The sequence below is a fragment of the Methylobacterium sp. XJLW genome, assembly GCF_003254375.1.
Lineage (GTDB): Bacteria > Pseudomonadota > Alphaproteobacteria > Rhizobiales > Beijerinckiaceae > Methylobacterium > Methylobacterium fujisawaense.
In genome coordinates, this window is the sequence record NZ_CP016429.1 from 3,897,295 (window position 1) to 3,910,183 (window position 12,889).

The 12,889-nt window shown below is 68.4% G+C and carries 8 protein-coding genes; 5 read left to right on the forward strand and 3 right to left on the reverse strand.

Annotation, left to right across the window (positions count from 1 at the left end):
* Positions 1–91 precede the first annotated feature (91 nt).
* Together ppdK and A3862_RS18075 are read left to right on the forward strand one after the other, a co-directional pair.
* The gene (gene ppdK / locus A3862_RS18070) at positions 92–2,782 is read left to right on the forward strand and encodes a pyruvate, phosphate dikinase (RefSeq protein WP_111473873.1); all 2,691 of its coding nucleotides are present in this window, start codon (positions 92–94) and stop codon (positions 2,780–2,782) included.
* A 193-nt stretch (positions 2,783–2,975) separates the two neighbouring features.
* The gene (locus A3862_RS18075; RefSeq protein ID WP_043379889.1) at positions 2,976–3,227 is read left to right on the forward strand and encodes a hypothetical protein; all 252 of its coding nucleotides are present in this window, start codon (positions 2,976–2,978) and stop codon (positions 3,225–3,227) included.
* Positions 3,228–3,315: 88 nt separating this feature from the next.
* Here the strand turns inward: A3862_RS18075 and A3862_RS18080 are convergent, their stop codons facing one another.
* The 3 genes from A3862_RS18080 to A3862_RS18090 all read right to left on the reverse strand — a co-directional run bounded on the left by A3862_RS18080 (position 3,316) and on the right by A3862_RS18090 (position 8,699).
* Positions 3,316–4,815 (reverse strand): DUF882 domain-containing protein, encoded by a 1,500-nt coding sequence (locus tag A3862_RS18080; RefSeq protein ID WP_111473874.1) that lies wholly within the window; start codon positions 4,813–4,815, stop codon positions 3,316–3,318.
* Between the two features lie 143 nt (positions 4,816–4,958).
* Entirely contained in the window at positions 4,959–6,968 is a 2,010-nt protein-coding gene (locus A3862_RS18085; protein ID WP_043757967.1) for a L,D-transpeptidase family protein, read from the reverse strand.
* Between the two features lie 246 nt (positions 6,969–7,214).
* A complete protein-coding gene (locus tag A3862_RS18090; RefSeq protein ID WP_043757964.1) occupies positions 7,215–8,699 on the reverse strand; it encodes a sigma-54-dependent transcriptional regulator in 1,485 nt (494 codons plus the stop codon).
* Positions 8,700–8,949: 250 nt separating this feature from the next.
* Here A3862_RS18090 and A3862_RS18095 point away from each other — a divergent pair, with 250 nt between their 5' ends.
* The 3 genes from A3862_RS18095 to A3862_RS18105 all read left to right on the forward strand — a co-directional run bounded on the left by A3862_RS18095 (position 8,950) and on the right by A3862_RS18105 (position 12,706).
* Positions 8,950–10,821, forward strand: coding sequence for a M3 family oligoendopeptidase (locus A3862_RS18095; protein ID WP_091955064.1), 1,872 nt, complete (start codon positions 8,950–8,952; stop codon positions 10,819–10,821).
* A 107-nt stretch (positions 10,822–10,928) separates the two neighbouring features.
* Complete coding sequence (locus A3862_RS18100; RefSeq protein WP_043757960.1) at positions 10,929–12,290, forward strand: ABC1 kinase family protein; 1,362 nt, start codon at positions 10,929–10,931, stop codon at positions 12,288–12,290.
* Between the two features lie 122 nt (positions 12,291–12,412).
* A complete protein-coding gene (locus A3862_RS18105; protein ID WP_043357734.1) occupies positions 12,413–12,706 on the forward strand; it encodes an aa3-type cytochrome c oxidase subunit IV in 294 nt (97 codons plus the stop codon).
* The last annotated feature ends 183 nt before the right edge of the window (positions 12,707–12,889 follow it).

The window sequence follows — 12,889 nt, forward strand, 5'->3', positions numbered from 1 at the left end:
TCGCGCGTTCATCTTGCGTTGCGCTGCGGGATGGTCCAACCCCGCCCATCAGCTCGGCCAGCGCCGGGCACCAGATACGGACGGGATCGACATGGCGACCGGAAGCGCGAAGTGGGTCTACGCCTTCGGCGACGGCAAGGCGGAGGGCAAGTCGCAGATGCGCGACCTGCTCGGTGGCAAGGGCGCCAACCTCGCCGAGATGTGCAATCTCGGCCTGCCGGTTCCGCCCGGCTTCACCATCACCACCGAAGTCTGCACCTACTACTACGATCACGGGAAGTCCTACCCGCCGGAGTTGAAGGATCAGATCGCCGCTGCGCTCGCCCAGATCGGTACGCTCACCGGCCGCAAGTTCGGCGATGCCACGAATCCCCTCCTCGTCTCGGTCCGCTCGGGCGCCCGGGCGTCGATGCCCGGCATGATGGACACGGTCCTGAACCTCGGGCTCAACGATGAGACCGTGCTGGCGCTGGCCAAGGAGGCCGAAGACGAGCGCTTCGCCTTCGATTCCTACCGTCGCTTCATCACCATGTATTCGAACGTGGTGCTGGGCGTTGAGCACCACGCCTTCGAGGAGGCGCTGGAGCAGTACAAGGAAGCCAAGGGCTTCGAGCTGGACACCGAGCTCAGCGCCGCGGACTGGAAGACGCTCATCCAGACCTACAAGAAGATCGTGCGCGACGAGCACGGATCCGACTTCCCGCAGGTCGCGGACGACCAGCTCTGGGGCGCGATCAGCGCCGTATTCAATTCCTGGATGATTCCCCGGGCCAAGAAGTACCGGGAGCTGAACAACATTCCGGAGAGCTGGGGCACGGCCGTCAATGTGCAGGCCATGGTGTTCGGCAACATGGGCGACACGTCGGCCACCGGCGTCGCCTTCACCCGCAATCCGTCCACCGGCGAGAAGGCGCTCTACGGCGAGTTCCTGATCAACGCGCAGGGCGAGGACGTGGTCGCGGGTATCCGCACGCCGCAGAACATCACCGAGAAAGCCCGGATCGAGGCCGAGAGCGACAAGCCTTCCATGGAGAAGGCCATGCCCGAGAGCTTCGCGGAACTGACCCGGATCTACGGGATCCTGGAGTCGCACTACCGCGACATGCAGGACATGGAATTCACCATCGAGAAGGGGAAGCTCTGGATGCTCCAGACCCGCAACGGCAAGCGCACGGCCAAGGCCGCCCTGCGCATTGCCGTGGATCTGGCGGGCGAGGGGCTGATCTCCCGTGAAGAGGCGATCGGTCGGGTCGAGCCCGGGGCGCTCGACCAGCTCCTGCATCCGACCATCGACCCGAAGGCGGACCGCAAGGTCATCGCCTCGGGCCTGCCGGCCTCGCCCGGCGCGGCGACCGGCGAGATCGTGTTCAGCTCCGAGGACGCGGAGGCGCATCGCAAGGCGGAGCGCAAGTGCATCCTGGTGCGGATCGAGACCTCGCCCGAGGACATCCACGGCATGCACGCCGCCGAGGGCATCCTGACCACCCGGGGCGGCATGACGAGCCACGCGGCCGTGGTCGCCCGCGGCATGGGCAAGCCCTGCGTCTCCGGCGTCGGCTCCATCCGGATCGACTACAAGGCGCAGACCCTGACGGTCGGCGGCAATACCCTCAAGGCCGGCGACAAGATCACCATCGACGGGTCCACCGGACAGGTGATCCAGGGCGAGGTGAAAATGCTGGAGCCCGAGCTGTCGGGTGACTTCGCCACCCTGATGGAATGGGCCGACGCCTTCCGCGGCATGAAGGTGCGGGCGAACGCCGATACGCCGACGGATGCCCGCACGGCGCGCAACTTCGGCGCGGAGGGCATCGGCCTCTGCCGTACGGAGCACATGTTCTTCGAGGGCGACCGCATCATCGCGGTGCGCGAAATGATCCTGGCAGACGACGCCGAGGGCCGCCGTGCGGCACTCGCGAAGATCCTGCCCTATCAGCGCCAGGACTTCCTCGAGCTGTTCACGATCATGTCCGGGCTGCCGGTCACGATCCGTCTGCTCGACCCGCCGCTCCACGAGTTCCTGCCGCATACCGATGCCGAGGTCGCCGAGGTCGTGAAGGCGACCGGGGTCGCCGAGGAGAAGATCCGGCACCGGATGCGGGAGCTGTCCGAGCACAACCCGATGCTCGGCTTCCGCGGCTGCCGGCTCGCCATCGCCTTCCCGGAGATCGCCGAGATGCAGGCCCGGGCGATCTTCGAGGCGGCCGTCCAGGCCGCCGCCGATACCGGTAGCCCGGTCACGCCCGAGGTGATGGTGCCGCTGGTGTTCACGCGCGCCGAGTTCGACATCGTGAAGGCGCGCATCGACGCGATGGCGAAGGCTGTCGCCGAGGAGAAGGGCGCGACCCTCGACTATCAGGTCGGCACGATGATCGAGCTGCCGCGCGCAGCGCTCAAGGCCGGCGAGATCGCCGAGACGGCCGAGTTCTTCTCCTTCGGGACGAACGACCTGACGCAGACGGCCTTGGGCATCTCCCGCGACGACGCGGCAACCTTCCTGGGTCCGTACACCCAGAAGGGCATCCTGCCGGCCGATCCGTTCATCACCATCGACCAGGAAGGCGTGGGCGAACTGGTGCGCATCGGCGTCGAGCGCGGCCGCAAGACCCGGCCGAACATCAAGCTCGGGATCTGTGGCGAGCACGGCGGCGATCCGGCCTCGATCGGCTTCTGCCAGGAGGTCGGCCTCGATTACGTGTCCTGCTCGCCCTACCGGGTGCCGATCGCCCGGCTCGCGGCCGCCCAGGCGGCGCTGGGCAAGGTCTCGGGCAAGGAAGGCTGAGCGCGCGCCGGAGGCCGCCGCGCGGCGGCCTCCGGATGGCGACCAACCATCCGAATGAAGACCAGTGGAAAAACCTCGCCTTTCGGTTGAACTCGACTCTTTGTGAGGCGTTCTTTCGTTGAACGAGGCGGTCTGGCGTGCGCCTATTCGGCCTGCGTCGGGTCAACGTCGCCCGTCAGAATCGGCCGTCAAGATGTCTCACAGCCCATCGCCGCTGTGCCTCACCGGGACCGATGCGGCCGCGTCAGTGCCGCGCGCGGCCGTCCGTGCGTATCTCGCCCTGGTCGGCGGCCTGGGCGGCTTGGTGACCGCCGTGATGCTGATGATGTCGGTCGCGGCCAACAGCGGCGGCGAAGCCGAACGCATCGCCGGGACGCAGGACGACAGCTACGCGGCAACGCTGGTCGGCGCCTTGGCGGTCAACCTGTCCAAGCCCCTGCGCTGAGTCGAACGGGCGCTCTGGCCGCCCCGCACGAGCCGTCCGACGCGGACGGGCAGGCGAAGCGCACCTCCCCGTCAGACCGACCCCTCGATCAGCGTGCTCCGGGCAAGGCGCGCGCGGCGGAGCCGGTAAACCGGGTTGTCAGGTCATCGCCCGGACTGCGCGTGCTGAACCGCGTCGTGACGCGGTCCGGAACCGCAGCGACGACCGAGTCGGGGGCTGCACCGCGGAGACGGGTGGCAGCCACATGCACGGGGACAGCGCGGCTCGCCGGCGTCGCAACGGGACCGGCGGACACGGAATCGAACAGGGCGCGCAGCTGGGCCTTCGCGTCCGCGTCCGGAGCCACGAGCGAACGCGGACGAACCGGGTCCGGCGCCGTGGGCTTGCCGAGGGCGCGAATCTCGCTCGCGGACGGAAGATTGGCCATCCCCCGTTCGAGCGCGGCGAATTGCACCGGGCGCGGTGGCGGAAGCGGCATGTTCAGGCTCGCAACCGCGGCTGCGAGGTCCGAGGGACGCCGCGGCGGCAGCGGCGTCGTGACCGCCGGCATGGCGTCGTCGGCGGGCGCGGTTTGATCGGCCGTCAGAAGCGACTTGGCGTCGATCGGCTTGATCTCCGCGCTCTTCGCCTGAGCCCGCGCCGCCAGCGAACCGCGCAGCGCGTCGTCGGTGGCGGGAGCCGCATAGGCGAGGGCCGTCCGTGCGCCCACCGGATCCTGCGGATCGGCGCTCGCCACGGCGACGACGGGGGCGCGCCGTCCCTTCTTCTCGATCGCCACCGGCGGCGGTGCCGGAGCGGGCTCGGGGCTGGATCGACCGCCGCCGAACAGACTCGCCAGGAAGCCGAACAGGCCGGGACCGTCTTCTTCCTCGCCGCCGGCCATCTGGGTCGTGATCCCCGCCACGGTACCGCCGCGGGCCAGGATCTCGGCCTTGGCCTCCTCATAGCGCGGGAAGGGACGGTTGTCGCTCGGGAGCAGCACGGTCTTGCCGTCGGGGAAGAGCCGGGCGAGCTGATCGTGGGTCATCCGCGGCCACATCCGCACGGAACCGACATCGAGATGCACGAAGGGCGTTCCGGCATGCGGATACCAGCCGACGCCGCCCCGTTGCATCTGGAGCCCGACCTCGCGGATCCGGTCGATCGAGACGTCCGGCACGAAGAAGTCCATCGCCTTGCCGAGCATGTGCTGGCTGTACTCGGCCACCATCTTGGAGCGGCGGCGAAGCATCGCGTTGGTGCCGGGAGACCGATAGGCCGAGACGATGTGGATCGGTTGCGACGAGCCGACCTGGCGATAGGCCTCCCAGACCGTATCGAACAGCCGCGGATCCATCTTGGTGGGCTCGTTGATCCGCCAGTCGCGGAGCAGCCAGTTCAGCTGATCGAGGGCCGCGCGGTCGTAGCGGCCATCGCGCTTGAACGTGATGGTCGCGCTTTCCTGCGTGTGCGTGTGGTAGATGGTCAGCGAGCGGGTGTCGCCGTTGGCCACCGCGTCCTCGGTTTCGGCCGTCCCGACCAGCACTCCGAGCACGAGGCCGGACAAGCCGAGGGCGAGATGACGGAGGGGACGCGGGAGACTGGGCACGACGGTCCTGATCCTCTCCCGAAACCCTCGCCCGAACGCATCTCAGCCCGGGCTGTCGGTCGAAACGGCTAAGGCTCGACCGTGGCGAAATCGTGCCCGGCTGTGCGTCTGCGCACGCGAAAGTTGCGGGTTCCGCGGGTGGCCTACCACCACCCGCGCGGCGCCGATTGCTGCGGCGCAGGCGTCCAGAGCCCGGGCTCGCCGTATTCCGGCGCGCTGTCGGCCCGAGCGGCGCGGCGCAGGGACCGGCGCCGCGTGTCCGCGTCCTCGTAGCGCCCTTCGGGCCACGCCTCGGCATTGGCCACCGGGCGCTCGGGCGCGCGGCGATGGACCGTCCGCGCCACGGTCGGCTTCGGGGCGGGCTCGGCCTTGCGCCGCGGCGGCTCGTCCGGCAGCCGGGCGATCGCCGGTCCGCCGCCGCCGGGCAGCCCGAGGGCCGCGCGCATCGGCGCGTCGTAGCCGTAAAGGTCCGGCAAGGTACGGTAGGTGCCGCCATCGTCCACGAAGGCGGTGAAGTAGGCGAGATGGACCGGCAGCTTCTCCGGCAGCCGGATCGTCCGCTCGCCCTTGCCGATCAGCTTCTTCAACCTGTCCTGAGACCAGTCCGGCAGCACCGCGTCGGCAAGGCGGAACGGGTCGTCGACGCGCACGCAGCCGTGGCTGAAATCCCGCTTCGAGGCTGAGAACAGCGAGCGGTTGGGCGTATCGTGCAGGTAGACCGCGTGCTGGTTCGGGAACATGAACTTGATGAAGCCGAGAGCATTGCGCTCGCCGGGGGGCTGGCGGAGCGAGATGTGCCCCCCGCGGCGGACGACCTCGTAGCCCCCCCAGGTCTTGCCACCGTAGCCGGCGAGCTTCGGCGCCATCGTCTTCAGGATCGAGGGCGGCACGTACCAGGACGGGTTGACGACCGCGTATTCCATCAGCCCCGAGAACAGGGGCGTCCGCGATTCCGGCTTGCCGACGATGACCCGCGCCTCATCGCGCAGGACGCCGCCCCGGTAGGCGCGCAGGCGGTATTCCGGGACGTTGACCAGGATGTAGTCGGATCCCAGATCGCCGGGAAGCCACCGCCACCGCTCCATGTTGACGATGAGTTCGGCCTCGCCCCCCGTCGGGCGTGCGGCGCGACCGGCATCGGCCAGGGCCAGGACCGTCTGGACGTTCAGGACCCCGTTGCCCGGCAGCCCGCGGCCGCGCTGGAACTTCGCGACCGCGTCGGCGACGACGGTATCGTACTCGTCCGGCTCGCCGGGGGGCTTGTCGAACGTTCCGGCCGGGCGGCTCTCCAGATTGAAATGCGTCCGGAGCAGCGGCACGCGGGCATCGCGCATGCCGACGCGCAAGGCCGGCCCGGCCGGAAGACGCAGCGGCTTCACGGCGGTCGCCACGGGACCGCGCAGGGCGGCGAGACGCGCCTTGAGGGCGAGATAGCCGGGCGTCGCCGGATTGTAGCCCTGGAGCGCCTCGCCGGCCTTCGCGCCGGCTTCATCGAGCTTCGCCAGCACCGCGTCCCCGGCGGGAAGATCGAGATGCGGCGTGATCAGCCGCGAGATCGAGGCCAGGTTGACGCGGCCGCCACGGGCGTCCCGGGCATAAAGCACGGCCGCCGCGGACAGGCGGAGATCGGCATCGGCGAGCGCCTTCTCGTCCGGCTTATCGGGCAGCGACGGGACCGTGTAGGCACGCGAGTCGAGACCGTCCTCGGCGGCAGCCGCCAGCCTGGCCGACACCGACTTTGCGGCCTCGGTCCACGCCCCGCTGGAGATCCAGAGCGGCTTGTAGGTGCGGGCTTCGTAGAACGTCCGGACCGCATCGCGATCCTTGCCGGTCAGACGGAGCAGAAGGGGGGCGGGATCCGCGAAGCGGGCGAAGACCGCAGCACCGAGCGGATCCGTTGGGGCGACCGGCGCCGTGGCGGCGGGGGCCGGCGACGGCTCGGCCGCCGGTGCCTCAGGCTTGTAGTCGGGTAGCGCCGTCGTGGCCGGAGCCGAGGGAGCCGCCTGCCCAGGCGGCGAAGCGGCTGGAGCTGCCGGGACATCGGCGGAGGGCTGGTCCAGCGAGACGGTCTCCGCACGAAGGGAGGCGGCCGGGGCCAGCGTGCCGCAGAGAAGGGCGGCCAGCGCCATGAGGCTGGAGCGCGGGACGCGCATCGTGATCTCCCGGGGTGCGGCGGTAGGACCGCACGCTCAGAGTGTGATTATCCGCGCAAGCGTGGCTTTCAGCAACCGCAGTCGTCGCGAATAGAACCTCTGTCGCGCAGATGAATGTGTCATTTCTAATGCTGCTCAGCTTATGATCTACCTAATCGTCGATCGATTGCGTGCAGCATCAGGTGAATTTCCCGCACCACCGCACCAACCGAATGCGGTCGGTGCGTTAGCGCACGCGGCGCTCGATCAGGCCGCGTCCTCGGTCTTCGCGTCGTCCTCCAAGCCCAGATCCTTGAGCTTTCGATAGAGGGTGGAGCGGCCGATGCCGAGGCGACGCGACACCTCCGACATCCGCTGCCGATAGAACTGGAGCGCGAAACGGATGATCTCCGCCTCCAGGACGTCCATCGGCTTCATCTCGCCGGTCTCCTCGGTCACGAGGGACATGGCGTGAGGGTCGCGCACCTCCACGCGGACGATCTCGCGCACGGGCTCGGGGGCGTAGGCCGGCATCTGCGTCTGAACCGGCAGGGCCGGGATGCGGACGTCGAAGCCTTCCACCTGCGCGGCGATCTGGGGGAATTCGGCGACGGTCAGCTCGTCGCCGTCCGCGAGCACGACAGCGCGGAACAGGGCATTCTCCAGCTGCCGGACATTCCCCGGCCAGGGATAGCGCGTCAGCAGCGCCATCGCCTCCGGCGTGATGGCCCGGACGCGCTTGCCTTCCTCGGCCGAGAACCGCGCGCAGAACGAGCGAACGAGGTCCGGTATGTCCTCGCGGCGCGCCCGCAACGGCGGCAGCGTCATCGGGAAGACGTTCAGGCGATAATAGAGATCCTCGCGAAACTTGCCCTGCTTGACGAGGTCGAGCAGCGATCGATTGGTGGCGGAGACGAGGCGGATGTCCACCCGCACGGAGCGTTTGCCGCCGACGGGATCCACCTCGCCCTCCTGCAGGGCCCGGAGCAGCTTGACCTGCGCGTCGAGGGGAAGCTCGCCGATCTCGTCGAGGAAGAGTGTGCCGCCCGAGGCCTCGACGAACTTGCCGGCATGCTTTTCGGTCGCACCGGTGAACGCGCCCTTCTCGTGACCGAACAGCGTGGATTCCACGAGATTTTCGGGGATCGCCCCGCAATTGACCGTCACGAACGGCTTGCCGCGCCTGTCGCCGGACCCCTGGATCGCCCGGGCCAGCACCTCCTTGCCGACGCCGGACTCGCCCTCGATCAGGACCGGGATGTTCGATTTTGCCGCCCGCTCGGCGAGGCGGATCAGCCGCTCCATGTCGGGGCTTTTGGACGTGAGATCCTTGAAGGTCAGCGCCCCGGAGGCCCGGCGGCGCATGCGACGCACCTCCTCCTCCAGCGTATCGACCCGCAGGGCGTTCTTGATCGAGACCTGCAGGCGCTCGGCACCCGCCGGCTTGACCACGAAATCCACGGCGCCGGCCCGCATGGCGCCGACCACCGTGTCGATGGAGCCGTTGGAGGTCTGGACGATCACCGGGGTGGCGAGGCCGCTCTTGCGCATCTCGGCCAGCACGCCAAGTCCATCGAGACCGGGCATGACGAGGTCGAGGAGCACGACGTCCGCGCCTTCGGACCGGAGCAGGGCCAGTGCGTCCGCGCCCGTTTCGGCGACCCGGGGGTCGAAGCCGAAGCGGCGCACCGCCGCCTCGGCGAGCCGCCGCTGGACCGGATCGTCGTCCACAATGAGCACGGTGGCGGACATAGCGGCTCCCTGAACGGCGCGCGAAGGCCGGGCTCGCGACATGGGCTCAACCCCGTCACGGGCTCCGATTCGGCGACTGTTTCGTTTCGAGCCGTAGGGTGACCCACAGACGTAAAGTGGCGCTTAACGACGTTTGCATCGTGTCGTCGACGATCGCGCGGGGCTTCGAACCGACACGCCGCGTTGAACGCGTGGCGGCACGCTCGATATCAGGGTACGGGGCCGCTGCCCTTAGAGAGGATTGCACGACATGATGCCGAGCCACGCCGCATCGCCGGTGACTGTCCGCCTGCCGGAGGGCGTGAGCGCCGCGCGCGCCGCCGCGAAGGCTGCCGACCTCGGCCATCTTCCGGAATGGGATTTGTCGGACCTCTATTCCGGCCTCGATGACCCCAAATTCTCCGGCGACATGACCCGGGCCGAGGAGGAGTGCCGCCGGTTCTCCGAACTCTATGCCGGCCGCATAGCCGAGCTCGCCGCGGGACCGGAGGCGTCCGCCCGACTGGCGGAGGCCGTGCGCACCTACGAGGGGATCGAGGACCTGCTGGGCAAGCTGATGTCCTTCGCGGGTCTCGTCTATTCCGGCGATACCACCGACGAGGCACGGGCCAAGTTCTACGGCGACACGCGCGAGCGCCTGACCAGCGCCTCCGCGGATCTCCTGTTCTTTGCCCTGGAGCTGAACCGCGTCGACGACGCGGCGATGAATGCCGCGATGGCGGAGGGGCCGCTCGCCCACTACGCGCCGTGGATCGAGGACCTGCGCAAGGAGAAGCCGCACCAGCTCGACGACCGGACCGAGAAGCTCTTCCTCGAGAAGTCGGTCACGTCGAACGCCGCCTGGGACCGTCTGTTCAACGAGACGATCGCCTCGCTGCGCTTCACCGTGCAGGGCGAGGAGATGCCGCTGGAGCCGACGCTCAACAAGCTCCAGGATCCGGACGGAGCCGTCCGCAAGGAGGCGGCCGGTGCGATCAGTGAGGTTTTGCGCGGGCAGTTGCGCGTCTTCACGCTGATCACCAACACGCTGGCGAAGGACAAGGAGATTTCCGACCGCTGGCGCGGCTTCAAGGACGTGGCGGACGCGCGCCACCTGTCGAACCGGGTCGAGCCCGAGGTGGTGGAAGCCCTCGTCGACGCCGTACGGGCGGCCTATCCGCGGCTCTCCCACCGCTACTACAAGCTGAAGGCGAAGTGGTTCGGGCAGGAGACGCTGCCCTATTGGGACCGGAACGCGCCTCTTCCGCGGGTCGAGCAGCGGACGATCCCCTGGACGGAGGCCCGCGACACGGTTCTCTCCGCCTACGACGCGTTCTCGCCGGAGATGGCGGGGATCGCGAAGCGCTTCTTCGATGAGCGTTGGATCGACGCGCCGACCCGTCCCGGCAAGGCGCCGGGCGCCTTCGCGCATCCGACCGTGCCGTCGGTTCACCCCTATGTCCTGGTGAACTACCAGGGCAAGCCGCGGGACGTGATGACGCTGGCGCACGAGCTCGGCCACGGCGTCCACCAGGTTCTCGCCGGGCCGAACGGCGCCCTGATGGCGCCGACCCCCCTGACGCTCGCGGAGACCGCCAGCGTGTTCGGCGAGATGCTGACCTTCCGCAGGCTCCTCGCCGCCACCACCGACACGACCCAGCGCCGGGCCATGCTCGCCGCCAAGGTCGAGGACATGATCAACACGGTGGTGCGCCAGATCGCCTTCTACTCTTTCGAGCGGAAGGTGCATCTCGCCCGCGCGAAGGGCGAGCTGACCACCGATCAGATCAATGCCCTGTGGCTGTCCGTGCAGGCCGAGTCGCTCGGTCCGGCCATCACGCTGGATTCCGGCTACGAGCCGTTCTGGGCGTATATCCCCCACTTCATCCATTCGCCGTTCTATGTCTACGCCTACGCGTTCGGCGATTGCCTGGTGAACTCGCTCTACGGCGTCTACGCCCAGGCGGAGGAGGGCTTCGTGGAGCGCTACTTCGCGCTGCTCGCGGCAGGCGGCTCCAAGCCCTACGGCACGTTGCTTGCGCCGTTCGGGCTCGACGCGAAGGATCCGGGCTTCTGGCAGATCGGGCTCGGCATGATCGAAGGGATGATCGCCGAACTGGAAGGCATGGAAGGCCAGCCCTGACAGCGACGCCCCGGGGTGCCCCCCCCCGCGGCGCAGGGCCCCACGCCCCTGGTTCACGCGGGGGCGCGGCTTATCTCCGGACCATCACACGACAAGCAGATCGAGAGATGGCCGAGACCGACCGCGAAGCCAACCGCTTCTCCGCCCGTGCCGGGCGCTACGCCAGCGTGGGCGCCAATGTCGGCGGCGTGGCCGCTCGCATGGCCATGGCACGGCTGTTCGGGAAGGAGGGCACGACCAACGCGGCCGCGCTCGCGCAGGCGCTGGGCGGGCTGAAAGGTCCGATCATGAAGGTGGCGCAGTTGCTGGCCACCGTCCCCGACCTCCTGCCCCCGGAATACGCCACCGAGTTGCAGAAGCTCCAGGCCGACGCGCCGCCGATGGGCGCGGCCTTCGTCCGGCGCCGGATGCAATCGGAACTCGGAGCCGGGTGGCAGAGCCGCTTCGGCAGCTTCGACCTCAAACCCGCAGCCGCCGCCTCGTTGGGCCAAGTGCACCGCGCAACCGCCCAGGATGGTGAACGGCTCGCCTGCAAGCTTCAGTATCCGGACATGCAATCGGCCGTGGAGGCCGACCTGAAGCAGCTGGAAGTCGCCTTCGCGCTGCATCGCCGGATGAACACGTGGCTCGACACCCGCGAGATCGCCAAGGAGATCGGCGCCCGGGTCCGCGAGGAACTCGACTACGAACGTGAGGCCAAGCACGCGGCACTCTACGGGGCCGTGCTGAAGGACATCGCGGCGGTGCGCGTGCCCCGGGTCTTTCCGGACCTCTCCACCAAGCGCCTCCTGACGCTCGGCTGGCTCGACGGAGACAAGATCCTGGGCTTCGCCGACGAGCCGGTGGAGGTGCGCAACCGGATCGCCCAGGCGATGTTCAAGGCGTGGTGGCACCCGTTCAGCCGCGCGGCCGTGATCCACGGCGATCCGCATCTCGGCAATTACACCGTCTTTTCAGAAGGCGGCGAGGCCGCGGGCATCAACCTGCTCGATTACGGCTGCGTCCGCATCTTCCATCCGCGATTCGTGGGCGGTGTCGTGGATCTGTATCGCGGCCTCTTGGAGAACGACGAGGCCCGCATCGTCCACGCCTACGAGGTGTGGGGCTTCAAGGACCTCGACAAGGAGAAGATCGAGATCCTGAATATCTGGGCCCGGTTCATCTACGGCCCCCTGCTGGAGGATCGGACCCGCACAGTCGCGGACGGGGTGAAGCCCGGAGAATATGGCCGGCGGCAGGCCTTCCAGGTCCACCAGGCGCTGAAGGAGCGCGGACCCGTGACCGTTCCGCAGGAATTCGTCTTCATGGACCGCGCCGCCGTCGGCCTCGGCGCGGTGTTTCTCCACCTCAGGTCGGAACTCAACTACCACCGGTTGTTCGAGGCCGAGATCGAACATTTCTCGCTGGACGAATTGTCGGATCGCCAGGGCCGGGCCCTTGCCGAGGCGGGATTGCCGGAACCGGTCTGATCGGGATCGAAGATCCACCGAGAGAGCGATCAACTTGCGTGCGTCCGATTGCGGCAGATAAACGCTTGAGCTACATCCGACCCTGACCGCAAGAAGTCGCGTCTTAGGGAAACGAGCGCACGATGGCCGAGAGTGACACGGTGGCCGGGCACACCTACAGCCCGGCGATGGACGCGAGGACTCACGAACAGACCTATCGCGGGTTCGTCCGGTTCGTCGAAATTGCCACCGGCGTCGTGATTTGCTGGGTCTTGGCCCTTGCGATCGGCGGAATCCGCGAGGCGTGGCTGCTGGCCATCGTCGGCGTGATCGTCGCTGGAGCGGCAGGAGCCGTCGGTGCCCTGGCGCCGGCCGTCGGCTGGCGTGCGCCGCTGGTCGTGGGCATCCTCCTCGTCCTCTACCTGTTCTTCGCCTGAAGCGAGGCCCGAGCGGCCGGTTCGCTGGCTGCCTCGGATGAGGAGCTCGCTCGCATTCGCCGAGCGGGCCGCTGACGCATTGTTGGCAATTAAATTGAGCACAAGTTACATTCCGGCCGCTTCCAACGCGGTATCGTAGATCCGCCTCTCGAAAAGCGTCGCCGGTTCGCGCATTCGAAGGCC